We start from the raw sequence: 25,063 nt of genomic DNA, 5'->3' as shown, positions 1-25,063 counted from the left end.
TAATATGCAGGCAATCATCGCCGTATGGATAGCCGTTGTGGCCCTGCTTGCTTGCGCACCGGTCCAGGCGGCAACCTACGCCAACACCAGTTTTGCCTACAGCTGGATCGACGCCAGCAATCATGCCAAGCTTGGCTATAACACCACGCCCTACCGATTCAACGGTTCCGCCGGCTGCGGTACCTCGCCGCCCGTCCTTGACGACACGCTCAGCGATGCCTTGCCCATCGGTTTCAGTTTCATGTATTCGGGCGTGGCCTTCAGCACACTGCGCGTGATGACGAACGGCCGGGTGCAGTTCAATAACAATGTCACTTGCGGCTATGGCAGCCCGGTGCAGACGCTGCCGTATCCGAACAGCAGCTTGAATTACACCATGCGCATCTATGGCAACGACCTCGATCCCACCTCGAAATTGGAAGTACCGACCTACAATACCGCCTGCGCCAGCCGCCTGACTTGTTACGTCAGCTACGCCACCATCGGCACGGCGCCGTACCGCAGCTTCGTGGTGACCTGGAATAATGTGCCGGAATGGACCACGGGCACCAGTACCACTGGCTCTTACAGCCTGCAATTGATCTTGCAGGAAAACGGCGAATTCATCTACCAGTACGGCACGGCAGTGGCGGGACCTTCCGCCAAGCTGGGACAGATCGGCTGGCAGGCGGACAGCAACGATTACGACACGCCGCAGACCGGTTTTCCGGTCACCAATTCAGCGATCAAGTTCTATATTCCCCGCCCCGTGCTCGAGTACCGCATGGAGCAGCCCAGCTGGAGCAATACGCCCGAGCAAGTAACCGATACCAGCGGTAACGGGCGCGACGGCACGGTGCTGGGCGGCGCGCAGACGATCGCTGCCGGCCGCGTCTGCCGCGCCGCCAGCTTCCCCCTCAATACCAGCGCCGCCGCCATCGCCGCAGTCGACAGCGGGCTGTCGGTGCCCTCCACCATGGGCGGCGCCGGCACCATCACATTCTGGTACAAGGCCAATACGGCCTGGTCCGGCAGCGGCACGCGCGATGCGCAACTGCTCGACGCCACGCAGATCAACAACGAGTGGTTTTTTCTCGTGCGGCGCAGCACGGGCGCCCTGCGCTTCGTTGTCACGGACAGCCTGGGCAACGTGCGCGCGGTGGAAACGGCTGCCAATAGCGTGCCCGCCGGCACCTGGAAGCATATCGCAGTGAGCTGGAGCTTCAATGCGCTGGCGGCGTCCAGTAGCGACCGCCTGCGCATCTACGTCGATGGCGTGCTGCAAAAGGAGTCGGCGTTTACCACCGCGGCGGTGGTCTCGCCGCGCATCGGCAGCCTGTTCATTGGCGACAACCGCAGCGCGGTGACGGGACAGAGCGGCAGCGGCAATTCCACCGATGGCGCCATCGACGAATTGCGTGCCTATAATTACGAGGGCGGCCTGGCGCTGGTGCAGCGCGACCAGAATCTCAGCCAGGCCGGCTGCCTGAGCCATTACGCGGTGACGAATACGGGGTCGGGCCTGACGTGCCAGCAAAGCACGCTCACGGTCACGGCGCATGACGTCAATCACAATAATATCGTGATGCCAAACAACACCACGCAAATCCTGCTGACGACCTCGAACGGCATCGGCGACTGGGCCCTGATCGCGGGCTATGGCGTGCTGTCGAATGGCACGCTGAACGACGGCGTGGCGACCTATCTGTTCAACGGCGAGTACCAGGCCGTGTTTGGTCTGAGCAGCGGCACGGCAGCCACCGTCAGCGTGAATGTGACGGATGGGCAGTTCACGGAGCAGGAAGACCAGTCGCTGGTGATCAAGGCGTGCGCGGTGGCGCGCTTCAACGCTTGCGAGGCGACGTCGTCGCGTTGCGTGCCCAGCACCAGCAGCCTGACCTATGCGCGCCTCAATACCAAGCTGGCCGACACGGCCTTCAAGCTGGACCTGGTGAAGCTGAAAACGGACGCCAGCCTGGAAACGAGCTTCAACGGCAAGGCCACGGTGGATTTGCTGGTCAATACCGCCACCGGCGTGGCGCTGGGGGCGAATAACTGCCCGCTCACCCAGACGGCGGTGATTCCGCTGGGCCTGGTGGCGTTCACGGGCGGCTATTCGAGCGCCAATGTGAGCATCCCGGCCACCGCCCTCAGCGCCGTGGCGCCCAGGTACAGCGCCTACCGTGATGTGCGCGTACGCGTCACTTGCACCACAGCCGAGTGCAGCAGCGCCAACGTGGGCTGCTCGACCGACAGCTTTGCCGTGCGGCCGCAGCAGTTCACGCTCAGTTCCAACATGAGCAACAACGCCCTGAGCGGCACGCCCAGCCTGGCGGCGGGCGCCCAGTTCACCTTGGGCGCGACGGCCGTTGCCGGTTATAACGGCACGCCGCTGGTCGACAATTCCGCGGCCGGCCAGAAAATCACCGGCTTTCTCAGTGTCACCGACTACACCGATCGCCTCGCATCGACCTCGAATGCCAGCCCGTTTCCGCTGGGGCAGGCGGTGCTGGCCAGTGGTCTGGCCAGTAACAGCGGCGTGACGTACGGCGATGTCGGCACCTTCCGCATGCTGCCCGAGGCGGTGCTCGACAATGCCTACACCAGCGTCGACCAGCCTGGCGACTGCGTGATCGGCAGCAGCAACAATACAGCCGTGAATGGCAAGTTCGGCTGCAATATCGCCAACCAGGCGCAAAGCCCGGAACCCGTCTTCGGCCGCTTTTTCCCTGACCACTACGCGCTCACGGGTGCGCTGACGGCGGCCTGCGGCGACTTCACCTACCTGGGCCAGCGCGAACTGGGCGTCGTGCTGGGCGCGACGGCATTGAGCAAGGGCAAGCAGATTCTGGCGCGCTATGGCAGCGCCTATCCCGGACGCGCCAGCGTCAGCGTGGGCGCGGGCAATGCCGGCGCGGCACTGTCCATCGGCCGCCTGACGCCAGCCTTGCCCGCCTTTGCCTGGAACCAGGGGCGCAGCGGGCGTTCCTACACGACCGATGGTGGCGCATATGCCGCCGGCAGCACGCAAGTCGTGGTGGCCGGCAGCGGCGGCCTGTCGGCGGGCGAACTGATCAAGTTTGCTGGCGACGCCACCATCTACACGGTGCAGGCAGGCACTGCCGGCGCGGGTAGCCTCACGCTCGCTGCGCCTGGTCTGCAGCAGGCGATTCCCAGCGGCGCGACCGGCATCACGGTACTGCACAGCTTTGACCGGCTGGCCAGCGGCCAGGATGGCCCATACGACGATTTTTCGCTGGTGGTGGGCATCAGCGATAGCGACGGCGCGCTCATTTCCAGCGTGAATGGCCTGGCGGTCGCACCCGCCGCTAGCGTCGCCATCGGCGATACCCGGCTGCGTCATGGCCGCCTGCGCATCAACAATATGTATGGCTCGGAACAGCGTGCGCTGCTGGTGCCCCTGGTCGCGCAATACTGGAACGGCAGCGCGTATGCCGCCAATACGCTGGACAATTGCACGGCCCTGTTGCGCAAGAATTTCGGCTTGAAGGATTATCTCAACCTGACGGATGTGCAGTTGCCAGCTGCGAGCAGCCTGCCGCTCGACAGTGGCTTGCTGCAGCAGGGCGGCGGCAGTGTGCTGATGGCCAAACCCGCCGCACCCGTGAAGAAAAAAGGTACGCTCACGCTGCAGTCGCTGATGCCGTACCTGCCGGGACAGGCGCGCGAAACCATCGGCGCACTCAAGAGCGAGCCCGTGTTCTTCATGCGCGAACTATATTGAAGGAGGTGTGATTTTTCGGCGCGTCGTGACAATCGTGGTGTTTTCCTGAAAAAATATTGTCAATTATTTCTTTTTTAGCCTGTTCCTACCTGCTATGAATTAAAATTGATTCAATGCATCATTCGGACGGCACCGCTGTCGTAGCATTTCATTATCTGGATCGGTGGCATGGGTTTATTCGCAAAAGCAAAAAAACACGAGGGTTGGCTGGCGACATCATTTTCAGCGGAAGGGGTGTGCGCTGCCGTGGTCAAGCGGCGCGCGGACGACAAGCCGCTGGTGCAGGCGGCGGTCATGTATCCCGGACGCAAGCCGCTGGCGGCGGCGACCCTGGAAAAAATGCATCGCGATCTGCATGCTCAGTCGTATCGCAACACCACTTTGCTGGGCGCGGGCGAGTATCAGATACTCACGCTCGACGCGCCGAACGTGCCGCCGGAAGAGCTCAAGACTGCCGTGCGCTGGCGCCTGAAGGACATGCTCGACTTTCCAGCGGCGGACGCCACCGTCGACGTCATCGATATTCCCGCCGACAAGAACGGGCCGGGACGCGCGCAATCGCTGTTCGCCGTTGCGGCGCGCAACAATGCCGTGGCCCAGCGCCAGGCGCTGTATGGCGAATGCAAGATCACCCTGTCGGTCATCGATATCCCGGAAATGGCCCAGCGCAATATCGCGGGCTTGATGGAAACGCAGGGCCGCGGCCTGGCCATGCTGTCTTTCGATGGCGAAGGGGGGCTGTTGACCGTGACGTTCGATGGCGAACTGTACCTGGCGCGCCGCATCGACGTCACCGTGGTGCAGCTGGCCGATACCAGCGACGCCCAGCGGCAGCAGTATTACGACAAGATCACGCTGGAACTGCAGCGTTCCTTTGACCACTTCGACCGTCAATTCCATTTTATTTCCGTTGCCAGGCTGGTCCTGGCGCCGACCGGCAGCGACGGCCTGCATGCTTACCTGGCGGACAATTTGTACATGCCGGTCGAGGCACTGGATCTGACGGCCCTGTTGGATTTTTCCAGGGTGCCGGACCTGTTGAGCGCTGCCGGCCAGGCGCGCTTTTTCCTGGCCCTGGGTGCGGCCCTGCGGCAAGAGGAGATGCCAGCGTGAGCCAGCAAATCAATCTGTTCAACCCTGCGTTTGAAAAACGCAAGCAGGCGCTGTCGGCGCTGGGCTTGCTGCAGGGACTGGGGCTGGTGCTTGCCGCCAGTGCCGCAGTGGTCTGGTTTGGCGCGCGCCAGGTGGCCGCGCTGGAGCGGACGGCGGCCGACGCCAAGGTCGTGCTCGATGCACGCGAGGCGAAGCGGGCGGATGTGTTCGCGCGCTTTCCCGTGCCCGGCAAGGACCCGCTGATCGCGGGCGCGCTGGGCCAGGCCGAGGCTGACCGCAGCGCCTTGCTGGAAGCGGAGCAAATTCTGCAGGGCGGCGCACTCGGTAATACACACGGTTATGCCGATTATTTCCGCGCCTTCGCGCGCGCCAGGGTGAATGGCTTGTGGCTGACGGGCGCGAGCATCGCCGGCGCCGGCAAGGAAATCGAGATCGGCTTGCAGGGGCACGTCGTGCAAGCGGACTTGCTGCCCCAGTACATCAGCGCCTTGTCCAGGGAATCGGCGTTGCAGGGCAAATCGTTCGCGCGCCTGGATATGGCGACCGCGCAGCTTCCGGCCCAGGCCGCCGTGTCAGCACCGGCGCCGCGCTTCATCGAATTCAGTTTGCAATCGTCGGCGGCACCCGCCAGCGGCGCAGGGGCGGTCAAGCAATGAAACAGCAATGGCAACAATTTGCGCTGAAATTTGATGCGCTCAGCGTACGGGAACGGATCATGGTCTTTGGCGCCAGTGCCGCGCTGCTGATATTCATGGTTGTGTATCTGTTCGTCAATCCGCAGTTGGACAAGCGCAAGGCACTGGCCGACACGATTGCTCAGCGGCAGCAGGCCGTCGCCGCCATCGATACCGAGATGGCGCAACGGATGGCCGCGCATGCCGGCGACCCCAACCAGCAGGACCGCATCCGGCTCGAACGGATCAGGCAGGAAGTCCAGCAGATGCGGCACGCCCTGCAATCGACGCAAAATGGCCTGGTGGCGCCCGAGCGCATCGTGCCGATGCTGCAGCAATTGCTGAAACAGCAGGCCAACTTGCGCCTGGTGTCGCTGGCCACCTTGCCATCCGGCGCCATGGGGAAGGGCGGCCATGTCGCCAGCAAGGCGGCGGCGTCCGCATCTGCCGCCGCGCCTGCCGGGCAGTCGCCAGCGGACGCCGAGTCGGCGCAGGCGCCGGCCGTGCTATACCGTCATGGTGTGGAAATCGTATTGCGTGGGAATTATCTGGATATGGTGAATTATATGGATGCCGTGGAGGCCATGCCGTCCCATGTGTTCTGGGGCAAGCTTAATATGCAGGTCGAGCAGTACCCGAATGCCACGCTGAGCCTGACCTTGTACACGCTCAGCCTGGACGAGAAATGGATCGCGCTGTGATGCGCGCCCCTCGTTGCGTGCTCCTTGCGGGCGCGCTGCTGGCCCTGGCGCCGGGGGTGTTTGCCCAGGCGCTGGTCGATCCCACGCGGCCGCCCGATGCGGCGCCTGTCCTCGGTAGTGCGGTCTCTGCCGGTGCGGCGCGGCCGCAGCTGCAATCGGTGCTCATTTCCAATCGGCCTGGCGGGCGGCGCCTGGCCGTGATCGATGGCCGCAGCGTGCGCGCGGGTGACAAGGTGGGCGGCGCAGTCGTCGTCAGCATAGGCGAAGCGAGCGTGGTGCTGCGGCGCGGCAAGACCCTGGAAACGCTGCGGCTGTATCCGCAGACGGTCGGCGCAAATGATGCAATGCATGTACGAAGGAAACAGGTTCATGTCACCCAATAAACACAAGGCGGGAATGCGGAAGATATTTGAAATAAGCAAGCGGGCAAGCGTCCTGGGACTTGCTGCGGGTTTGTGCGCCTGCAACGTCGCGCCTGTGAAGCGCGACACCTACAATGCGATCAAGGAGCAGGTGGCAGGCGCAGTGGCCACCACCAACCCGGCGGCGCAGTCGGCAGCGGTGGAAAACGCACTGCTGCCGCCGGCGTCCGCGCTGGCCGCGCAGTTGCCCAAGGCGCGCGGCGTGCTGGACGAGCGTTTCAATGTCGCGTTCAACAACGTCCCTGCACGCCAGTTCTTTCATTCGCTGGTCAACGGTACGCGCTACAACATGCTCGTGCATCCAGAGGTGCAGGGCAATATTTCCGCCAACCTGAAAGATGTGACGCTGTTCGAGGCGCTCGACGCCGTGCGCGAGATGTATGGCTATGATTACAAGGTCGATGGCACGCGCATTGCGATTCGGCCCCTGACCATGCAAACGCGCATGTTCCAGGTCAATTACCTGACGGGCAACCGCAAGGGGACGTCGAATTTGCGCGTCTCTTCGACATCGGTGGGCAATGCCGGCACCAGCAATAATCAGTCGGGGCAGTCCAGCCAGCAGAGCCCGCAGAACCAGACGCAACAGCCCGGCAACCAGGTGGTGCTCGATAGTTCCAACCTGAGCACCACGTCGGACAGCAATTTCTGGGCAGAATTGAAAGAATCGCTGGGCGCCATCATCGGCGGCACGGCCGACGGCCGCAAGGTGGTGATCAGCCCGCAGTCCGGCGTCGTCGTGGTGCGCGGCATGCCCGATGAATTGCGCGCCGTCGACCTGTACCTGAAGGCGACGCAGCTGTCGGTGGACCGCCAGGTGATCCTGGAAGCGAAGATCCTCGAAGTGGAACTGAACGACAATTTCCAGACCGGCATCAACTGGGCCTCGTTTGCCTCCATCAAGAGCGGCCACACGAACCGCATCTCGACGGGCTTCATCCAGCCGGGCGGCACCCTGGCGCCGCTGCCGTTCAACGGCGGCCAGCCGCCGAACATGACGAATGGCAACGGCCTGACGGCCAGCAGCGGTTTTGGCTTGAGCTCGGCGGCCACGGCGGCCGGCTCGATGTTCGGCCTGGCCTTCCAGACCGCCAACTTTGCCGCCATGATTACCTTCCTGGAATCGCAAGGTGCCGTGCACGTGCTGTCGAGCCCGCGCATCGCCACCATGAACAACCAGAAGGCCGTGCTGAAGATCGGCACGGACGAATTCTTCGTCACCGGCGTGAGCACCACCGTGACGTCGACCGGCACCACGGGCGGCACCACCTCCAGCCCGAACGTCACCCTGCAGCCATTCTTTTCCGGTGTGGTGCTGGACGTGACGCCGCAGATCGATGACCAGGGCAATATCATCCTGCACGTGCATCCGTCCGTCAGCCAGGTCACCACCGTCAGCAAGGAAATCGACCTGGGCAGTGCCGGTTCGCTGAAATTGCCGCTGGCCGCCTCCAGCACGTCCGAGATGGACAGCATGGTGCGCAGCCAGGATGGACGCATCGTCGCCATCGGCGGCCTGATGCGCCAGGCCACCACCTCGGATCGCTCGCAAGTGCCGGGCGCGGGCGACATTCCCGTGCTCGGTGCGCTGTTCCGCAACACGGGACAGGTGATACAGAAGCGCGAACTGGTGGTGCTGATCAAGCCGACCATCGTCGAGGGCGCCAACAGCTGGAACGAGGACTTGCTCGATTCGGGCAAGCGCATCGAGGCGCTCGACCCACGCCGCCCATCGGAGCGGCGCTAAATGTACCAGGCCCATTTCGGCTTGCGCGAGGCGCCGTTCGGCCTCACGCCCGATACCAGTTTCTTCTTCAACGGCCCGCAGTCGCAAAAGGCGCTCAACACCTTGCTGGTGGCGGCGCGCAATGGCGAGGGCTTCATCAAGATTACTGGCGAAGTGGGGACGGGTAAAACTTTTTTGTGCCGCAAGTTCATGCAATCGCTGGGCCCGGATTTCGTCACGGCCTACATCCCGAATCCGAACCTGCCGCCCCGTTCGCTGATCCTGGCGCTGGCGGACGACCTCGATGTGCTGCTGGAGAAAGATGCTGATCAGCATCAGCTGCTCAAGTCGCTCAACTTGCGTTTGCTTAACCTGGCGGCGCAGGGCAAGCGCGTGCTGCTGTGTCTGGATGAAGCGCAGGCGATTCCCGTCGACAGCCTGGAAGCCTTGCGCCTGCTGACGAACCTGGAAACGGAAAAGCGCAAGCTGCTGCAAATCGTGCTGTTCGGCCAGCCCGAGCTGGACGTCAAGCTGGCCCTGCCGGAAATCCGCCAGTTGACGCAGCGCATCACCTTTCACTATCACCTGGGCCCTTTGTCGCGCGACGACGTGGATTTTTATGTGGCGCACCGCCTGCGCGTGGCCGGTTTCGATGGCGCGCGCCTGTTCAGCCGTGGCGGCGTGAGCAAGCTGTACAAGGCTTCCGGCGGCATCCCGCGCCTGATCAACATCATGGCGCACAAGGCGCTGATGGTGGCGTACGGCGAAGGCCGGCAGCAGGTCAGCGGACGCCACGTGGCGCTGGCCGCCAGCGATACCCTGGCCAGCAAGCCGCGCCGATTCTGGCAACGGCCATGGCCGTGGCTGGCCGGCACCGGCATGCTGGCCGCCGCCTGCGGCGTGAGCTGGACCTTATTGAACCGATGACGAAGATGAGCCTGTAGATGAGCCTGATTAACAAGATGTTGCAAGACCTCGATGCGCGCGGCACCCCCGATGGGCGCGGCGACGCGGCCGGCATCCGCTCCGTGCCCGAACGCGAGCGGGGCGTCTCGCGCGCGCTGGTCTTCGGCGGCGCGGCCGGCCTGACGGCGGCCGCCATCGCCCTGGGCTGGGTGTACTGGAAGCGCCCTCCCGTGCCGCCCGTGCTGGTCAGCGTGGCCAGCACGCCGCTGCCGGTGGCGGCACCGCTACCCGTGCCGGTGTCTGTACCTGCTCCTGCGGCTGCACCTGTGGCTGCGCCAGTCCCTGCGCCGGCGCCGGTCGCCACGGCGCCGCTGGCACCCGAGCCGGTGTTGCAGGCCGGGGAGACGGTCGCGCCAGCCAAGCTGCTGCGCCGCATCACGCAACAACCCGCCAGGCCTGCCGTGGCGCCCGTGGTGAAGACGCCAGCGCCCGCCACCAGCGAACGTATCCTTGGCGGCAAACAAATCACGCCGCAGCAGCGCGTGGAGAATGACTACCGGCGCGCGCTGGGCCAGTTGCAGGATGGCCGCGTCTCGGAAGCGCTGGCCGGCTTGCAGCAGACCCTGCAGCTGGACCCGCGCCACCAGGGCGCGCGCGAAACCCTGGTGCGCCTGCTGCTCGAAGCGCAACGCCCCGACGAGGCGGCGCGCCAATTGCAGCTGAGTCTGGCATTGGACCCGAAACAGCCGGCGCAGGCGATGATGCTGGCCCGCTTGCAGCTGGACAAGGCCAACGGCGGCGCAGCGGCCCTCGATACCCTCATGCGCAGCCTGCCGTACGCCGCCGACAACGGCGATTACCGCGCCTTCCTGGCCGGCGTGCTGCAGCGCGAGCAGCGCTACCGCGAAGCGGCCGAGCACTATCAGCTGGCCCTGCAGACGGTGCCTGACAACAGCGTCTGGTGGATGGGCCTGGGGATAGCATTGCAAGCCGACAACCACCCGGCCCAGGCGCGCCAGGCGTTCGAGCGGGCCAAGGGCTTGCAAACCCTGTCGCCCCAGCTGCAGGCGTTTGTCGAGCGCAAGCTGGTGCAGTTGACGACGGCTGCGGCAAAATAGCAATGACCTCCATGAAAGAAGCCAGCTTGAAGCCACATAGTTTCCTCCTAGCCCTTTGCTTTCTTGTTAATGGCGTCCATGCCGCGCCCGCCAGCGCCCCTGCCAGCTACGTACTGGAAAATACGCAGGTGCGCGACATCCGGGCGCAAGCCCTGAAGCGCGACTATCAGGTGTATGTCGCCTTGCCCGATTCCTATCAGCAGGGAAATAAACGCTATCCGGTGCTGTTCGTCGTCGACGCCAATTACGCGTTCGCCATCGTGCGCAATATCGCGCAGCGCCTGAACAAGCATGCCGGGATGGAAGAGGTGGTCGTGGTTGGCCTATCGTACGCCAACGGCGATGGCGGGGTGTACAGCCGCCGCCGCGACTACACGCCCACCACGCCTCGCAAGCACGACTACCGCTCGGACATGCCGGGGCGGCAACCGGCGTTCGGTGAAGCGAAGGCGTATGGCCAGTTCGTCTCGGGCGAGGTGTTTCCCTTCATCGCGCAGCATTACCGCGTGAACATGCAGCGCAAGGTATTTATCGGCCACTCATACGGCAGCCTGCTGGGCCTGCAATTTCTGCTCACCGAACCGCGCACCTTCGAGCATTACATCCTCGGCAGTCCGTCGCTGTGGTACGACGCCGGCATCATGTTCGAGCGCGAGCAGGCGTATGCCGCCAGCCACAAGGACTTGCCCGCGTCCGTGTTCTTCGGCATCGGCGGCCTGGAAAAGCTGGCGGCGGGCAAGAAGCGTTCGCGCGCGGAGGAAGAGGCCGACATGCTGGCGGACGTGCGCGAGTTCGACGGGAAGTTGACATCGCGCAAGTACCCCGGCCTGAAGACGCGCCTGCGCGTCTTCGAGGACGAAGACCACGCGAGCGTGTTTCCGTTTGTGCTGACACATGGCTTGCGGGCGTATTTGACGTCCGCAAAATGAAAGGTGCTCAGGGGCGCATCAATGCCGGCATGATCAGCTTGGTCAGCAATTTTTCGCTGAGCGCGTGGGCGTCGCGTACCTGGAAGTTGGTCGTGGTGATGACGACCACCGCATCGAGTTCCGGCAGGACGAGCACTTTATTGCCGCCAGAACCTGCCATCCCATAGCTTTGCACCGTGCGGCCATTGGCCGTGAACGGTTGCAGCCACCACAGATAACCGTAGTCCATGCCTTCACGCGCGTTGGCATGGGGCGCGATCGAGCGCTTGACCCATTCAGCCGGTATCACCTGCTTGCCATTCCAGCGTCCGCCGTCGAGGTAGAGCTGGCCAAGCTTCATCAGGTCCACGCTGCGCAGTTGCAATCCGCCGCCCGTCATGGCGCTGCCCTTGGGCTGGAGTTGCCATTTCACCTTGTCGATGCCAAGCGGCTTGAACAGGTTGGCGGCAGCGAAGTCCGGCACGCTCTGGCTGCTCACTTTTTCAAGCAGCGGTCCCAGCAGGGTTACGCCTGCCGTGCAGTAGCTCCAGGCGCGGCCATGCGGCGATTGCTCGGGGCGGGGCTGCCATTCGGGAAAGCCGCGGATCGGCAGGTCGGCCACGAAACGGCTCCAGTCTTCCACCAGATACATGCGCTCTTCGTTGCCGCGCGAATGCTGGTTGTCGTCGTCGCATTCGAGCAGCGAGCTCATGGTCAATAAGTCCTCGACCGTGATCTTGTCCTTGCGCGGGTCGGCATGGGCCAGCGGCCGCAGTTCCGGAAAGTGTGGCAGCACGGGAGTGTCGGCGCGCAATAGCTTGCGCTCGATGGCCAGGCCGACCAGCATGCCCGCTACCGTCTTGCCAACCGAGCGCGTGTTGCGCAGGCTGTCGGCGCCATCCTTGTCGAAGTAGTGTTCGTAGAGCAGTTTGCCATGCTGTGCCACGACGACGCTGGTGACCTGCTTGAAGTCGCCCGCGTCGATGGCGGTGGTAACGCCGTCCAGTTCGCCCGCGAGGACGTTGCTGCCGCAGGCCAGAAGAAGGGGGAGGTATCGCAACATGGTGTACTCCTGAGTTGGAAAAGGCCAGTCTAGTCTTGCAAACCAAGCATTGTCTTGGACGTTTGAAACATTTGGCGGCGATAGTTGCTGGGTGTCATGCCGTAGCGGGCCTGGAAGGCGCGGCTCATGTGGCTCTGGTCGGCGAAGCCCACGCTCAGCGCCACGTCGGCCATGCTCAGTTCCGGACGGCGCAGCAGGCCGCAGGCTTGATCGACGCGGCGCCAGCGCAGCAGGTCGCCCGGCGAACAGCCCCAGGCCTGGCGGAAGACGCGGGCCAGGTGCACGGGATGCACGCCCAGCGCAACGGCCACGTCTGCAATACGCAGATGCGTGTCGTTGGACAGGTCCATCACCGCTTCATAGGCTTGGTGGGCCCAGGCGGGCGGCGATGGGCGTGCCTTCTGGGGCGTCCTGTGCAGGCTGGCCAGCATCTCCCACGCGCCCGCTTCCAGCAGCGCGGCATCGCCGCCGCGACCGATTTCGCGCGCGAGCCGGAAGGCGGCAGCCGCGCTGGCGGTATCGCGCAACACGGTGGCGCATTCCTGGGCCGCATGCAATTCTTCGGCGCCCGACAGCTGGGCAGGGTCGAGCGATACCGTCATGAAACTGCCTTTGCCATCGACGAAGCGGTCGCGGTGCGTCGTGCCGGCAGGATTAAAGACGAGGGTGGGTGACGGCGCGCGCGCCGGGGCGTGGAGGGCGCTGGAAATATACGTGCCGGACAGGACGAAGACGAAGTGGGCATCGTCATGCCGGTGCGTTTCGACTTCGTCCTCGCCACGCGTGGCCTTCAGGCGGCGGATATCGAAGATGCTGCCGCGCGCGCCGTGATGCACATCGCCATAGAATTGGCCGGACTTGAACTGGAGTGGAGTGGTCATATCGGCATGGTATGTGCGCCCGCCCGGATGGGCGAGCGCGGGCCGACGAATAGCGCCAGACGCAGGATGAACGGTCGATTCAGGGGAATGCGCGGGATGTGGGGCGGCGCCATCAAGCCGGTCGCCAGGCGTCCTCGAAATGGCGTTTCAAACCCCCAATTGAGCAGTTTGTCGCAATGGCATGCGCTGGAAAGGGCAATGGGATAGCATGCAGTGGGCTCCCTCATGATGAGTTTGCCCGCAAGCGAGTGTTCGATGCTGGCGCTGCCGCAGTCATCAACGAATGCTTCTTCATGACCTCGACCCGGATGAAATACGCATGAAATTGACCCTTTCACCTATTCTTTCTACCTGCCTGCTTGGCACCTTGGGCGCGATCGGTGGTGCGCAGGCGGCTCCCGCCGATGCCGAACTGCTGGCTTTGGTGCAGCGCCATGCACAGGCGCAGAATAATTTTGATCAAGTTGCCTTGAAAGCCACCACGGCCGAGAATTATGTGGAAGTATCGCCGGTCGGCGAGGTGGACGGGCGTGAAAAAATGCTCTCCTTCTATGCGCCAGAGCAGAAACGGCCGAGTCCTCAACTCCAGGTCGATGAGCCGGTGGTGCGTCTTTTTGGCGATACGGCGCTCATCTCGGCACGGCTGTCCTACCGCGTCAATCAGGACGCGGCTGCCCGTACCTTCGCCTTGCGCGCCGGGTATGTGGCTCGGCTTGTCGACAAGCAATGGCTACTGGTCAGCGCACAGTACACCGGCATCCGTCCACCGAAACCGTGAGCTGACATTTTTCCGGGGGCCGGGTCTGGCGCCCGGCGTTATCCAGGCAGCTACAGGCGCGCTTCATCGCCCCACACATTACGCATGCTGAAATGCACGCCCGCATCGTCTTCATGCAGCGACGAGACGATGGCGAACTGACTGTCGCCCGTGTCGCGCGGCGTCATCTGCGATAGCTGGGCGGCGGCCAGCGGCGCGCCCAGCGGGTCGCTGAGCGGATGCACGTGGGCGGCGCCCCGCTGCGTCACCACGCCCAGTTCGCCGCTGCGCAGGCGCACCAGGGTGCCGGGTGGATATTTGCCCAGCAGCTTGACGAACTGTTCTCCCAGCAGCGGGTCGATGGCCACGCCCTGCTCGAGGAAGATGTGCTGCAGCGCCTGGTCGGGCACGATGGAACGGCGGTAGTTGCGCGCCGAGACGCGCGCGCAGTAGCGGTCGGCCAGGCCGATCAGCTTGGCATTTTGCAGGATTTCATCGGCCGTGCGCCCCTGCGGGTAGCCGCTACCGTCGTCGTTTTCATGGTGCAAGAGCACGCAACTGAGCCATTCCTCGTCGTCGACGCCGGCGCAGCGCAGCAATTCCGTGCTTTCCTGCGGGTGCAGACGCACGATGCGCATTTCTTCGTCATTCAGGGGGCCGCGCCGGTCCTGGAAGCTGTCGTGGTGGCGCAGCATGCCCACGTTCATCGTCAGCGCGGCGGCGCCGATCAGTATTAGTTCATCGTGGGACTTGTGCATGCTGCGCCCCACCAGCATGGCCAGCAGCGCCGTTTCGATGCAGTGGCGCACGGCGTAGCTACCGGCGATCTGGTTGAGCAGGATGCTGGCCAGGGCGATATCGGCATCATGTTCGAGCGCGCGCAGCAGGTCTCGCGCGATGTCGCGCACGTCGCGCTCGGCATTGCTTTCGCTGCGCAAGTCGAGCAGCAGGCGTTCCAGGCGCTGCGCCGCTTCATTGAGCAAGCGCAAGACGGACGGCTGCTCCGGCGTGCCCGCGTATAGACCCAGCTGCAGCAAGCGCCCCAGCTGCGCGCCGTCCGTGATGATCTGCCCCTTGCGCAGTTGCGGGCCGGCAGTATGGTCAGCCAGAAACAGATCCCAGGGCAGGGGTTCGCCGGGAACCAGGTCGGCCGGGCCGATGCGACGCTGTACCATGCTGTCATCCTTTGCTCCGCCGAAGCGGAGCCATGCTCGGTTATATGCTGCGCAGGCGCTCCAGCGCCAGGCGCAAGGTGTCATCCTGTTTGGCAAAGCAGAAACGCACGATGCCCGACTCCTTGCCCTGCGCATAAAACGCGGAGACGGGAATGGCAGCCACCTTGATCTCGGCCGTCAGCCATTCGGCGAACTGCGCTTCGGTCTCTTGCGAAATGGCATCGTAGCGCACGCACTGGAAATACGTGCCGTCGGCCGGCAGCAGGGTAAAGCGGCTGCCCGCCAGGCCGTCGCGGAACAGGTCGCGCTTGCGCTGGTAAAACGCGGGCAAGTCCAGGTAGGGCTGCGGCTTGGCCATGTAGCTGGCAATGCCGTGCTGCATCGGCGTGTTGACGGTAAATACGTTGTACTGGTGTACCTTGCGAAATTCCGCCGTCAGGGCAGCCGGGGCGGCCACATAGCCCACCTTCCACCCCGTCACGTGATACGTCTTGCCGAAGCTGGAAACGATGAAGCTGCGCGCCGCCAGTTCCGCGTTGCGGCTCAGGGAGGCGTGCGGCACGCCGTCGTAGACCATGTGTTCGTAGACTTCGTCGGACAAAATCAGAATTTGCGTGCCGCGCACGATGTCGGCCAGCGCGGCCACGTCGGCAGGGCGCAAAATGGTGCCCGTCGGATTGTGCGGCGTATTGATGATGATCAGGCGCGTTTTGGAGCTGACGGCGGCGGCCAGCGTGTCCCACGGCACGCTGTAGCCGGACTCTGTTACCTGCATGGCCACCAGCACGGGCACGCCGCCGGCCAGCGCGATGGCCGGCAGATAGCTGTCGTAGGCCGGTTCGATGACGATGACTTCGTCGCCCGGATGCACGCAGCACAAAATGGCCGTGGTAAGGGCCTGCGTGGCGCCGGCCGTGACGGTGATTTCCGTGCCGGCATCGTAGCCGTGGCCGTACAGGCCGGCGATCTTCGCGGCGATGGCCTCGCGCAAGGGGGCGGCGCCCGTCATCTGCGGGTACTGGTTGTGGCCGGCGCGCATGGCGTCGCTGACGAGATCGACCAGGGCCGGGTCGCAATCGAAGTCGGGAAAGCCCTGGCCCAGGTTGACGGCGCCGTGCTGGGCCGCCAGGCTGGACATGCGGGTAAACACGGTGGTGCCCACGAGAGGCAGGCGCGAGGTCAGGGTGGGAGTCGTGTAGGGCAGGGACGGGCTGTTCATGAACGGTAGGGTCGCGGTGCGTAAAGTGGAATCGTGTCCCATTCTAGCGCAGCGCGCCCCGTCGCGTGTGGGGCTTTGGCGGCTCAGCCTGGCAAGGCCCAGCCTTCCGGCAGCATGATCTTGAACATGCCGGCCTTGGCCGTCTTGCGGGCCAGTTTCAGCAGCGCCTTGTCCTTGGTGATGAGGATGTCGGCGTTGGCGTCGCGCGCCAGTTCGAGGAATTTCTGGTCATCCTTGTCCGTGCATACGGGCAGGCGCACGCCGGACACGGGTGGCGCCACGACGCTGATGTGGGCGTCGAAACGGGCGGCGGCGACGGCGCGGCTGGCTTCATCGAGCGGCAGATGTTTGTAATGCAACACGACCAGATATTCCGCGCGGCAATCTTCGCGCGTGATGGCGTGCACGGCGCCGCTTTCCATGGCCGCCAGCAGGCCCGCCCAGCGCGGGTCGTTGAAGACGAACAGGTCGAGGCAGACGTTGGTGTCGAGGACGAGTTTTTGTGGAGCAGGTATCATGTCGGCAATTCTATTCTGTAGTGATAATTTATGTTGATCGTGCTTTCGCCCGCCAAGAGTCTCGACCTGGAGACGCCGCCAACGACCACGTTGCACAGCACCCCCGATTTTCTCGACCATTCCGCGCAGCTGATCGAGCGCATGCGCCAGTTTTCCCCTAGCGAAGTGGGCAGCCTGATGGGTATCTCCGACGCCTTGTCGGCCCTCAACGTGGCCCGCTATGCGTCCTGGACCCCGCAGTTGACCGATGCGCACCAGGCCATCATGGCCTTCAATGGCGACGTGTACACGGGCTTCGGCGCGCGCAGCCTGCAGCCCGAGCAGCTCGACTACGCCCAGTCGCGCGTGCGCATTTTATCCGGGCTGTACGGCTTGCTGCGCCCGCTGGACCTGATCCACCCGCACCGCCTGGAAATGGGCACGCGTTTGTCGACCACGCGCGGCAAGGATTTGTATGCGTTCTGGGGCGATACCATCACCAATCGCCTGAACCGCACGGCCCAAGAGCAGGGCGCGAAAGTGCTGGTTAATCTTGCGTCCGAAGAATATTTCAAATCCGTCAAGCCGCGCCAGCTGGACGTGCCCGTCATCGCGCCCGTGTTCGAGGACTGGAAGAACGGCAAGTATAAAATCATCTCGTTCTACGCCAAGCGCGCGCGCGGCATGCTGGCCCGCTACGCGGCCGTCAACGCGATCCGCGATCCCGAACAGCTCAAGCAGTTTGACGTCGATGGCTACGGTTTCGTGCCGGAAGCGTCGAATGACAAGAGCTGGGTGTTTCGGCGTAAAGTGGGCGAATAGGCGCGAATGAATCAGTAACGCCCCCCAGCTGCAAAAGCTGGGGTCGTACCCGACGGGGGAATGCGTCCCAATGGGACGCATTCCGATCGCGCAGCGAACGACCCCGGTTCTTGCTTTTGGGGTTGAAGCAAGAAAAAAACCGGGCTAGCCCGGTTTTTTCTTATTTTACTGCCAGAATTTCCACCACTTGCGTTCCTTGTTCACCCCTTCCGGGCTGAGGAATGCCGTGTTCGGGTAGTTCTTGGTCAGCACGCGCAAGGTGTCGTCGCGCAGGTCGGTCAAGCCCAGCTTGTCATACGAGCGGTACATGATGAACAGCGCTTCTTCGATGGCGGGCGAAGCGGCAAAGTCGCTGACCGTCGTTTGTGCGCGGTTGGCGGCGGCCAGGTAGGCGCCGCGGCGGTAGTAATACCGCGCCACGTGCACTTCGTATTTCGCCATGGCATCGATCAAATAGTTCATGCGGGCCAGCGAATCGGGCGCATATTTACTATTTGGAAACTTGTCGACTAGTTGCTTGAAGGCCGCAAACGCTTCGCGCGTGGCTTTCGGGTCGCGCTCGGTCGGGTCTTGCTCGTACAGGAAGTTCAGGAAGCTGATCTGGTCGTTGAAGCTGATCAGGCCGCGCAAGTAGTACATATAGTCTACATTGGCGTGGTTCGGATGCAACTTGATGAAGCGTTCGACGGCAGCCAGTGCCTGCGCCTGGTCTCCCGCCTTATAATACGCGTAAGCGATCTCCATCTGCGCTTGCAGGGCATAGTTGCCGAAAGGATAGTTAGCCTCCAGCTTCTGGAACAGGCCGATTGCAGCTTCATAGTGCTGCCCGGCCATTTCTTCACGCGCCTCCGAGTATAATTTCGTAACGGACCAGTTTTTGGTCTCATCCACTTTTTCAGGCAACAAGCTGCAAGCGGACATGCCGAGCAGAACGACTGAAGCGACTACCAACGATAATTTTTTTTGCATGACGTTTTGCAAGAAGGTTTTAACCAAGATTTTACAATAGGCTGATTATAGCCGATGGGAATGCTGTGATATTAACTCCGAAGCCTAATTTGGCTGACTCCGCGTTTGACTCCCTTTCTGACCATGGCGCCGAAGATGCGTTTGACGGCGATTTTGCCGCCGACGACGCCTTCGAGATCATGGTCCCGATTACATTGGAACTGACGCCGGACGCCTGCGGCCACCGCCTCGATAAAGTCATCGCCCAGCTGGTGCCGCAATACTCGCGCAGCCGCTTGCAACTGTGGCTGGAAGCCGGTTTCGTGACCGTCGATGGAAAAGTTGCCAAACGCAACATGACCGCCTATGGCGACGAGAAGATCGTCATTCTGCCGCAAAGCGCGCCGGAAGACGAGGCTTTTAAGCCGGAAGCGATGGAATTGAACATCGTGCACGAAGATGAGCATATCATCGTGATCAACAAACCGGCCGGACTGGTCGTGCATCCGGGTCCCGGCAACTGGTCGGGTACCTTGCTCAACGGCTTGCTGCATCACTGCCCGCAACTGGCGGGCGTGCCGCGCGCCGGCATCGTGCACCGCCTGGACAAGGATACCAGCGGCTTGATGGTCGTCGGCAAGACCCTCGCCTCGCAAACGGACCTGGTGCGTCAGTTGCAGGCGCGTACCGTCAAGCGTGAATACTTTGCGCTCGTATGGGGCACGCCGAAACAGGCGGGCACTATCGATGCGTCCATCGCGCGCCACCCGCGCGACCGCGTCAAGATGGCTGTCTCGGAAAACTTTACCGCCAAGCCGGCCATCACGCACTATGAATTGATCGGCAGCGGCGAACTCGACCGCCGTCCCGTGAGCCTGATGCAATGCCGTCTGGAAACAGGCCGCACGCACCAGATTCGCGTGCACATGCAGCACCTGGGCTTCGCGCTGGTCGGTGACTCCGTGTATGGCAAGCAGCACCTGGTGTCGGTCTTCTCGCGCCAGGCGCTGCAGGCGCGCCGCCTGGGTCTCGTGCATCCGGGTACCCTGGAAGCGTGTGAATGGATCGTGCCGCTGGCCGATGATTTCGCGCAACTGATCGCCACCGCCGGCATTCCCGAGCCGGAACAGGTCTGATGACGTCGCCGTTGCCTTGCCTTGTGCCCGATTGGCCCGGCTTGCCCGCGAACGTGGGCGCGCTGGCGAGCGTGCGCGCGGGCGGCGTCAGCCAGGGGCCGTATGGTGACGGGCAGGGCGGCGGTGGCTTGAACCTGGGCACGCACGTGGGCGACGATCCTGCGCACGTGCTGGCCAACCGCGCGCGGCTGGCGGCCATCTTGCCTGCCGAACCGGCCTGGTTGTCGCAGGTGCATGGCGTGGCCGTGGTGGACGCGGCCAGCCTGCACGGTGGCGTGCCCGATGCCGACGCCAGCATCGCCACGCAGTCTGGCGCCGTGTGCGTGGTGATGACGGCCGATTGCCTGCCCGTGCTGTTCTGCTCGACGGACGGCCTGGTCGTCGGTGCGGCCCATGCGGGCTGGCGCGGCCTGGCCAATGGCGTCTTGCAGCGCACGGTGGCAGCCATGCGGGCGCAGGGCGCGACGGAGATCCTCGCCTGGCTGGGGCCAGCCATTGGTCCACAGCAATTCGAGGTGGGGCAGGACGTGCTGCAAGCGTTCCGCGACGGCGCGCGCGACGCTGCCGAGCGGCTAGTGTTGTCGAATGCATTCGCCGCCATCGATGGCAAGCCAGGCAAGTACCTGGCCGATATCTATGCGCTGGCGCGCACCATGTTGCTGCGTGATGGCGTGGCGCAAGTGGCCGGCGGGGAATATTGCACCGTCAGCGGTGCGGCGCAGTTTTACTCGTACCGGCGCGATGGCGTCACGGGAAGACAGGCCAGCTTGATCTGGCGCAAATAATCTGCACGGCAGACACTTATGTGTCTGCCGTTTTTGTTTTATCGTCTGCTGAGGCGAGCGCGCGCGCCTTCAGTTCAGCGACGCGCTCAGCCTTGCGTTTGCGTCGCCGCGAGCCCGTCAGATAGAATAGGATGGACAGCGGGATGACGCAGTACAGCACGAAGGTCATTACCCCGGCGACGATGGACGGTTCCGTCAGCGCCATGAGGCCGACGACATAGATCCAGGCAACAGCGGTCATGAGCATCATTGGTATTGGCAGTCAGTAAGAGTTTGCATGCTTTGATCCAAAAGTATTTATTTTTGACGACGTTTTAATTTCTTAATGGACTTTTACATCTATGAATATGCCCGATCCTCAAATGATGACCAAGGAATGGATGGCGCAGATCAGCAATCCTGAGCAGTGGAAGACGTGGTTCAACATGGTACCGCAGCCCCAGGGTAATCCGATTGCCGGCATTTTGCAGGATGCGGGCGCCAGCATCAAGCCGGAAGCGATCGAGCAACTGAAAAATGCCTATGTGGCCAAGCTGACGGGCTTGTGGGCTGACTTTATGGCCGGCAAGGCGCCGGAGCTGAAAGACCGCCGCTTCGCCGCGCCCGCCTGGCACGCCAGCCCCCTGTCGGCCTTCAATGCGGCCGCCTATTTGCTGAACGCGGAGTTTCTCAGCGCCATGGCCGATGCTGTGGAAGCGACGCCGCACCAGAAGCAAAAGATTGCGTTTGCGGTGCAGCAAATCGTCGACGCCATGTCGCCCGCCAATTTTCTGGCCACCAACCCCGACGCCCAGCAAACCCTGATCGAGACCAAGGGCGAAAGCCTGGCCAAGGGCTTGAGCAATATGCTGACCGACATGCAGAAGGGTCGCATCTCGCAGTCCGACGAATCGGCCTTCGAAGTGGGCCGCAACGTGGCCACCACGCCGGGCACGGTAGTGTTTGAAAATGCCCTGTTCCAGCTGATCCAGTACACGCCGACGACGGCCACGGTACACCAGCGGCCGCTGTTGATGGTGCCGCCATGCATCAATAAATTCTATATCCTTGACTTGCAGCCGGAAAACTCGCTCGTGCGCTATGCGGTAGAGCAGGGCAATACCGTGTTTTTGATGTCCTGGCGCAATCCGGACCTGAGCATGCAGCACCTGACGTGGGACGATTACGTCGAGCAAGGCGTGATCGAAGCCATTCAGGTCGCGCAGGACATTTCCGGCCAGGACAAGCTCAATATGTTCGGCTTTTGCGTGGGCGGCACCATCGTCTCGACGGCGCTGGCCGTACTCAAGGCGCGCGGCGAGAATCCGGCCGCCAGCCTGACATTGCTGACCACCTTCCTCGATTTCTGCGACACGGGCGCGCTCGACGTCTTTATTGACGAGCCGCAAGTGGCGCTGCGCGAGCAGAGCCTGGCCAAGGGCGGCCTGATGTCGGGCCGCGACCTGGGCAGCACGTTTTCGAGCCTGCGGCCGAACGATCTCGTGTGGAACTACGTGCAGTCGAATTACCTGAAGGGCAAGGAACCGCCCGCGTTCGACTTGCTGTACTGGAATGGCGACGGCACGGGCTTGCCGGGCCCCATGTTCTGCTGGTATCTGCGCAACACTTACCTGGAAAACAGCCTGAAAGTGCCGGGCAAGCTGACGGTGGCCGGAGAACAGGTCGACCTGAGCAGCATCGACGCGCCCGCTTTCATCTACGGCTCGCGCGAAGACCATATCGTGCCCTGGGGCGCGGCCTACGCCAGCACGGCCTTGCTGAATCCGAAAAAACCGAAAGCCAACCGCTTTATCCTCGGTGCCTCGGGCCATATCGCCGGCGTGATCAATCCTGCCTCGAAGAAAAAGCGCAGTTACTGGAGTAATGACCAGCCCCGCACGGCGAAGGCCAAGGCCTTGACTGCCGAGCAATGGATGGTAGGCGCGACCGAGCACGCGGGCAGCTGGTGGCCCGAATGGGCCGCCTTCCTGGCCGAACACGGCGGCACGCAGGTGAAGGCGCCCGGCAAGCCGGGCAACAAGCGGCACGCGGCAATCGAGCCGGCGCCGGGGCGGTATGTTAAAGTCAGGGCAGATTAAGTCACAAAGCGTTTTTGCCTGACAAGGCCGGCGTAATCATCGGTCTTGTCAGGAATCTACTTTTAGTTGCGTTGCAATAAATGCGGGAATCTACTACCCTGATGTGTAATGGAGCCGTTTTCCACTCTATAATGGAAAAAGTAGGCAGGTGCGAAAGCGGACCCACGTTCGCTTTTTTTTCGGATTAACTCAGTATGCGCTGCGGCGCAATAAGTGGAACTTGTGATGAGTAGTGCAAAAAAAAGTATAGACCGCCTGATTAAAAAATATCCCAACCGCCGTCTGTACGACACGCAAACCAGTTCCTACATCACCTTGACGGACGTCAAGCAGTTGGTGTTGGACAATGAGGTGTTTACGGTCGTCGATGCCAAATCCAGCGAAGATTTGACGCGCAGCATCTTGCTGCAAATCATTTTGGAAGAGGAAGCGAACGGCGCGCCCATGTTTTCGAGCAGCGTGTTGTCGCAGATCATCCGCTACTATGGCCACGCCATGCAGGGCATGATGGGATCCTACCTGGAAAAGAACGTGCAAGCGTTCACCGATATCCAGCACAAATTCACGGGCACGTCGGCCGGAAGTTTCGAAGGCAAGCCATTCAGCCCGGAAATGTGGACCCAGTTCATGAATGTCCAGGGCCCGATGATGCAAGGCATGATGAACAACTACATCGACCAGAGCAAGAGCCTGTTCGTGCAGATGCAGGAACAGATGCAGAGCCAGAGCAAGAATCTGTTCGGCACGTTCCCGTTTGTTCCGCCGGTTCCTCCGACCGACAAAAAGTAAGCTATGCGACACACTCACCGGGCGATTCGATCGCCCGGGAGTTGTATCGGCGTCATCAAATCAGCATAGTTCTGTCAGCAAGGGGCGGCTCGGGGTACAATAGCCGATTCGCCTCACCATTTTACTAGCTGCCAACTATGTCTGAAATTCACCGTATTCCCGTTCCTTCCGCCAAGCCAGAGGCCATGCTGGCCATGCCAGGTGCGGCGCCGAAAGTGGGCTTTGTCTCGCTCGGCTGCCCGAAAGCGCTGGTCGACTCCGAACAAATCCTGACCCAACTGCGCGCCGAAGGCTACGAAACGGCGAAATCCTACGCTGGCGCCGATCTGGTGATCGTCAATACCTGCGGTTTTATCGATGCTGCCGTGCAAGAGTCGCTGGACGCCATCGGCGAAGCGCTGGCTGAAAACGGTAAAGTCATCGTGACCGGCTGCCTGGGCGCCAAGAAAGATGCTGCCGGCGACGACATCATCATGAAGGTGCACCCGAAAGTGCTGGCCGTTACCGGTCCGCACGCGCTGTCCGAAGTGATGGATTCCGTCCATTTTCACTTGCCGAAGCCGCACGCGCCCTTTCTCGACCTGGTGCCGCCGCAAGGCATCAAGCTGACGCCGAAGCACTATGCCTACCTGAAAATTTCCGAAGGCTGTAACCACCGTTGCAGTTTCTGCATCATCCCATCGATGCGCGGCGACCTGGTCTCGCGTCCGATCGGCGAACTGATGATCGAAGCGGAAAACCTGTTCAAGGCCGGCGTCAAGGAATTGCTGGTCATTTCGCAAGATACCTCGGCGTATGGCGTGGACGTGAAATTCCGTTCCGGCTTCTGGAATGGCCGTCCCGTGAAAACGCACATGACGCAGCTGACGGAAGCGCTGGGCGAACTGGCCAAGACCTACGGCGCCTGGGTGCGCTTGCACTATGTGTACCCGTACCCGCACGTGGACCAGATCATCCCGATGATGAGCGGCGGCCACATCCTGCCTTACCTCGATATTCCGATGCAGCACGCGCACCCGGACGTGCTCAAACGCATGAAGCGCCCGGCCAGCGGCGAGAAAAACCTCGACCGCATCCAGGCCTGGCGCGCCATCAACCCGGACCTGACGATACGCTCGACCTTCATCGCCGGTTTCCCTGGCGAAACGGAAGAAGAATTCGAGTACTTGCTGGATTTCCTCAAGGAAGCGCAGATCGACCGTCTGGGCTGCTTCGCTTATTCGCCCGTCGAAGGCGCGACGGCCAATGCGATTGAAAATCCCGTGCCGGAAGAGCTGCGCGAAGAGCGCCGTGGCCGCGTGATGCTGCTGCAGGAAGAAATTTCCAAGAAACGCCTGCAAGCCAAGGTCGGCAAGACCGTGCGCGTGCTGATCGATGAAGTCACCCGCTCCGGCGGCGTGGGCCGCTCGTCCGCCGACGCGCCGGAAATCGATGGCGTCGTGTACGTCAAGCCGCCGTTCGAGCCGCACCGCAAGCTGGCCGTCGGCCAGTTCGTTGATGTCACCATCACCTCGGCCGATGCGCATGACTTGTGGGGCGCCGCCGAGTAAGCAGGTGTAACACTCTGTCATACGTACGGCAGGCAAGGGCATAAGCCCTTACAATCAAGGCGGACCAGCAA

The 25,063-nt window shown here is 62.6% G+C and carries 23 protein-coding genes; 16 read left to right on the top strand and 7 right to left on the bottom strand.

The window, feature by feature from the left end; translation table 11 throughout:
* The first annotated feature begins 4 nt into the window (after positions 1-4).
* The 9 genes from C8C92_RS18050 (at position 5) to C8C92_RS18010 (ending at position 11,313) form a co-directional block, all read left to right on the top strand.
* The gene (locus tag C8C92_RS18050) at positions 5-3,724 is read left to right on the top strand and encodes a LamG domain-containing protein (RefSeq protein WP_116744837.1); all 3,720 of its coding nucleotides are present in this window, start codon (positions 5-7) and stop codon (positions 3,722-3,724) included.
* Between the two features lie 168 nt (positions 3,725-3,892).
* Positions 3,893-4,837, top strand: coding sequence for an agglutinin biogenesis protein MshI (locus C8C92_RS18045; RefSeq protein WP_116744836.1), 945 nt, complete (start codon positions 3,893-3,895; stop codon positions 4,835-4,837).
* Positions 4,834-5,493 (top strand): MSHA biogenesis protein MshA, encoded by a 660-nt coding sequence (locus C8C92_RS18040; RefSeq protein WP_116744835.1) that lies wholly within the window; start codon positions 4,834-4,836, stop codon positions 5,491-5,493. The genes C8C92_RS18045 and C8C92_RS18040 overlap by 4 nt, the downstream gene beginning before the upstream one ends.
* On the top strand, positions 5,490-6,212 hold the full coding sequence (locus tag C8C92_RS18035; protein ID WP_116744834.1) for a type II secretion system protein M: 723 nt from the start codon (positions 5,490-5,492) through the stop codon (positions 6,210-6,212). Before C8C92_RS18040 ends, C8C92_RS18035 begins: the two co-directional genes overlap by 4 nt.
* Positions 6,212-6,595: an MSHA biogenesis protein MshK gene (locus tag C8C92_RS18030; protein ID WP_099764550.1), complete on the top strand. Its 384-nt coding sequence runs from the start codon at positions 6,212-6,214 to the stop codon at positions 6,593-6,595. Before C8C92_RS18035 ends, C8C92_RS18030 begins: the two co-directional genes overlap by 1 nt.
* Positions 6,596-6,608: 13 nt before the next feature.
* On the top strand, positions 6,609-8,381 hold the full coding sequence (mshL, locus tag C8C92_RS18025; RefSeq protein WP_116744833.1) for a pilus (MSHA type) biogenesis protein MshL: 1,773 nt from the start codon (positions 6,609-6,611) through the stop codon (positions 8,379-8,381).
* The gene (locus C8C92_RS18020) at positions 8,382-9,287 is read left to right on the top strand and encodes an AAA family ATPase (RefSeq protein ID WP_116744832.1); all 906 of its coding nucleotides are present in this window, start codon (positions 8,382-8,384) and stop codon (positions 9,285-9,287) included.
* Between the two features lie 17 nt (positions 9,288-9,304).
* Positions 9,305-10,384: a tetratricopeptide repeat protein gene (locus C8C92_RS18015; protein ID WP_116744831.1), complete on the top strand. Its 1,080-nt coding sequence runs from the start codon at positions 9,305-9,307 to the stop codon at positions 10,382-10,384.
* A gap of 26 nt (positions 10,385-10,410) precedes the next feature.
* Complete coding sequence (locus C8C92_RS18010) at positions 10,411-11,313, top strand: alpha/beta hydrolase-fold protein (protein WP_243420270.1); 903 nt, start codon at positions 10,411-10,413, stop codon at positions 11,311-11,313.
* Between the two features lie 7 nt (positions 11,314-11,320).
* Here C8C92_RS18010 and C8C92_RS18005 read toward each other — a convergent pair whose 3' ends face one another.
* Both C8C92_RS18005 and C8C92_RS18000 read right to left on the bottom strand, forming a co-directional pair.
* Positions 11,321-12,355, bottom strand: coding sequence for a serine hydrolase (locus C8C92_RS18005; protein WP_099763397.1), 1,035 nt, complete (start codon positions 12,353-12,355; stop codon positions 11,321-11,323).
* Between the two features lie 29 nt (positions 12,356-12,384).
* The gene (locus tag C8C92_RS18000) at positions 12,385-13,236 is read right to left on the bottom strand and encodes a helix-turn-helix transcriptional regulator (RefSeq protein ID WP_116744830.1); all 852 of its coding nucleotides are present in this window, start codon (positions 13,234-13,236) and stop codon (positions 12,385-12,387) included.
* A gap of 319 nt (positions 13,237-13,555) precedes the next feature.
* Between C8C92_RS18000 and C8C92_RS17995 the strand changes: the two genes are divergently transcribed.
* Positions 13,556-14,014: a nuclear transport factor 2 family protein gene (locus C8C92_RS17995; protein WP_165829482.1), complete on the top strand. Its 459-nt coding sequence runs from the start codon at positions 13,556-13,558 to the stop codon at positions 14,012-14,014.
* 50 nt (positions 14,015-14,064) lie between these two features.
* Here C8C92_RS17995 and C8C92_RS17990 read toward each other — a convergent pair whose 3' ends face one another.
* From C8C92_RS17990 to C8C92_RS17980, 3 genes are all read right to left on the bottom strand, one after another.
* The gene (locus C8C92_RS17990; RefSeq protein ID WP_116744829.1) at positions 14,065-15,168 is read right to left on the bottom strand and encodes an HD domain-containing phosphohydrolase; all 1,104 of its coding nucleotides are present in this window, start codon (positions 15,166-15,168) and stop codon (positions 14,065-14,067) included.
* A gap of 40 nt (positions 15,169-15,208) precedes the next feature.
* Positions 15,209-16,387, bottom strand: coding sequence for a pyridoxal phosphate-dependent aminotransferase (locus C8C92_RS17985; RefSeq protein ID WP_116744828.1), 1,179 nt, complete (start codon positions 16,385-16,387; stop codon positions 15,209-15,211).
* A gap of 83 nt (positions 16,388-16,470) precedes the next feature.
* Positions 16,471-16,905 carry a putative toxin-antitoxin system toxin component, PIN family gene (locus C8C92_RS17980; protein ID WP_096235854.1) on the bottom strand — a complete coding sequence of 145 codons (435 nt, stop codon included), beginning with the start codon at positions 16,903-16,905 and terminating at the stop codon, positions 16,471-16,473.
* Between the two features lie 30 nt (positions 16,906-16,935).
* On the opposite strand from C8C92_RS17980, the gene yaaA reads away from it, so the two are divergent.
* Positions 16,936-17,706 (top strand): peroxide stress protein YaaA, encoded by a 771-nt coding sequence (gene yaaA, locus C8C92_RS17975; RefSeq protein ID WP_099763403.1) that lies wholly within the window; start codon positions 16,936-16,938, stop codon positions 17,704-17,706.
* A 165-nt stretch (positions 17,707-17,871) separates the two neighbouring features.
* Here the strand turns inward: yaaA and C8C92_RS17970 are convergent, their stop codons facing one another.
* Positions 17,872-18,675, bottom strand: coding sequence for an outer membrane protein assembly factor BamD (locus C8C92_RS17970; RefSeq protein ID WP_071076763.1), 804 nt, complete (start codon positions 18,673-18,675; stop codon positions 17,872-17,874).
* 89 nt (positions 18,676-18,764) lie between these two features.
* Here C8C92_RS17970 and C8C92_RS17965 point away from each other — a divergent pair, with 89 nt between their 5' ends.
* Together C8C92_RS17965 and pgeF are read left to right on the top strand one after the other, a co-directional pair.
* Positions 18,765-19,790: an RluA family pseudouridine synthase gene (locus C8C92_RS17965; protein WP_116744827.1), complete on the top strand. Its 1,026-nt coding sequence runs from the start codon at positions 18,765-18,767 to the stop codon at positions 19,788-19,790.
* Positions 19,790-20,575, top strand: coding sequence for a peptidoglycan editing factor PgeF (gene pgeF, locus C8C92_RS17960; RefSeq protein ID WP_116744826.1), 786 nt, complete (start codon positions 19,790-19,792; stop codon positions 20,573-20,575). Before C8C92_RS17965 ends, pgeF begins: the two co-directional genes overlap by 1 nt.
* A 16-nt stretch (positions 20,576-20,591) precedes the next feature.
* Here the strand turns inward: pgeF and C8C92_RS17955 are convergent, their stop codons facing one another.
* A complete protein-coding gene (locus tag C8C92_RS17955) occupies positions 20,592-20,816 on the bottom strand; it encodes a hypothetical protein (RefSeq protein WP_243420269.1) in 225 nt (74 codons plus the stop codon).
* 121 nt (positions 20,817-20,937) lie between these two features.
* On the opposite strand from C8C92_RS17955, the gene phaC reads away from it, so the two are divergent.
* From phaC to rimO, 3 genes are all read left to right on the top strand, one after another.
* Entirely contained in the window at positions 20,938-22,653 is a 1,716-nt protein-coding gene (gene phaC / locus C8C92_RS17950; RefSeq protein WP_116744825.1) for a class I poly(R)-hydroxyalkanoic acid synthase, read from the top strand.
* A gap of 225 nt (positions 22,654-22,878) precedes the next feature.
* A complete protein-coding gene (gene phaR / locus C8C92_RS17945; RefSeq protein WP_071076767.1) occupies positions 22,879-23,442 on the top strand; it encodes a polyhydroxyalkanoate synthesis repressor PhaR in 564 nt (187 codons plus the stop codon).
* A gap of 194 nt (positions 23,443-23,636) precedes the next feature.
* Entirely contained in the window at positions 23,637-24,992 is a 1,356-nt protein-coding gene (gene rimO, locus C8C92_RS17940; protein WP_099764554.1) for a 30S ribosomal protein S12 methylthiotransferase RimO, read from the top strand.
* The last annotated feature ends 71 nt before the right edge of the window (positions 24,993-25,063 follow it).

Origin of the sequence: Janthinobacterium sp. 78 (assembly GCF_003096775.1) — a bacterium.
GTDB classification, from domain to species: domain Bacteria; phylum Pseudomonadota; class Gammaproteobacteria; order Burkholderiales; family Burkholderiaceae_D; genus Janthinobacterium; species Janthinobacterium tructae.
This window is presented reverse-complemented; position numbering and strand designations above follow the sequence as displayed.

What these genes read in the sequence shown, in the direction of transcription:
- C8C92_RS18050 (WP_116744837.1), top strand. Translation starts at nt 5, where the DNA reads ATGCAGGCAATCATCGCCGTATGGATAGCCGTTGTGGCCCTGCTTGCT.
- C8C92_RS18045 (WP_116744836.1), top strand. Translation starts at nt 3,893, where the DNA reads ATGGGTTTATTCGCAAAAGCAAAAAAACACGAGGGTTGGCTGGCGACA.
- C8C92_RS18035 (WP_116744834.1), top strand. Translation starts at nt 5,490, where the DNA reads ATGAAACAGCAATGGCAACAATTTGCGCTGAAATTTGATGCGCTCAGC.
- C8C92_RS18030 (WP_099764550.1), top strand. Translation starts at nt 6,212, where the DNA reads ATGCGCGCCCCTCGTTGCGTGCTCCTTGCGGGCGCGCTGCTGGCCCTG.
- mshL (WP_116744833.1), top strand. Translation starts at nt 6,609, where the DNA reads ATGCGGAAGATATTTGAAATAAGCAAGCGGGCAAGCGTCCTGGGACTT.
- C8C92_RS18020 (WP_116744832.1), top strand. Translation starts at nt 8,382, where the DNA reads ATGTACCAGGCCCATTTCGGCTTGCGCGAGGCGCCGTTCGGCCTCACG.
- C8C92_RS18015 (WP_116744831.1), top strand. Translation starts at nt 9,305, where the DNA reads ATGAGCCTGATTAACAAGATGTTGCAAGACCTCGATGCGCGCGGCACC.
- C8C92_RS18005 (WP_099763397.1), bottom strand. Translation starts at nt 12,355, where the DNA reads ATGTTGCGATACCTCCCCCTTCTTCTGGCCTGCGGCAGCAACGTCCTC.
- C8C92_RS18000 (WP_116744830.1), bottom strand. Translation starts at nt 13,236, where the DNA reads ATGACCACTCCACTCCAGTTCAAGTCCGGCCAATTCTATGGCGATGTG.
- C8C92_RS17995 (WP_165829482.1), top strand. Translation starts at nt 13,556, where the DNA reads ATGAAATTGACCCTTTCACCTATTCTTTCTACCTGCCTGCTTGGCACC.
- C8C92_RS17990 (WP_116744829.1), bottom strand. Translation starts at nt 15,168, where the DNA reads ATGGTACAGCGTCGCATCGGCCCGGCCGACCTGGTTCCCGGCGAACCC.
- C8C92_RS17985 (WP_116744828.1), bottom strand. Translation starts at nt 16,387, where the DNA reads ATGAACAGCCCGTCCCTGCCCTACACGACTCCCACCCTGACCTCGCGC.
- C8C92_RS17980 (WP_096235854.1), bottom strand. Translation starts at nt 16,905, where the DNA reads ATGATACCTGCTCCACAAAAACTCGTCCTCGACACCAACGTCTGCCTC.
- yaaA (WP_099763403.1), top strand. Translation starts at nt 16,936, where the DNA reads ATGTTGATCGTGCTTTCGCCCGCCAAGAGTCTCGACCTGGAGACGCCG.
- C8C92_RS17970 (WP_071076763.1), bottom strand. Translation starts at nt 18,675, where the DNA reads ATGCAAAAAAAATTATCGTTGGTAGTCGCTTCAGTCGTTCTGCTCGGC.
- pgeF (WP_116744826.1), top strand. Translation starts at nt 19,790, where the DNA reads ATGACGTCGCCGTTGCCTTGCCTTGTGCCCGATTGGCCCGGCTTGCCC.
- C8C92_RS17955 (WP_243420269.1), bottom strand. Translation starts at nt 20,816, where the DNA reads ATGACCGCTGTTGCCTGGATCTATGTCGTCGGCCTCATGGCGCTGACG.
- phaC (WP_116744825.1), top strand. Translation starts at nt 20,938, where the DNA reads ATGATGACCAAGGAATGGATGGCGCAGATCAGCAATCCTGAGCAGTGG.
- phaR (WP_071076767.1), top strand. Translation starts at nt 22,879, where the DNA reads ATGAGTAGTGCAAAAAAAAGTATAGACCGCCTGATTAAAAAATATCCC.
- rimO (WP_099764554.1), top strand. Translation starts at nt 23,637, where the DNA reads ATGCCAGGTGCGGCGCCGAAAGTGGGCTTTGTCTCGCTCGGCTGCCCG.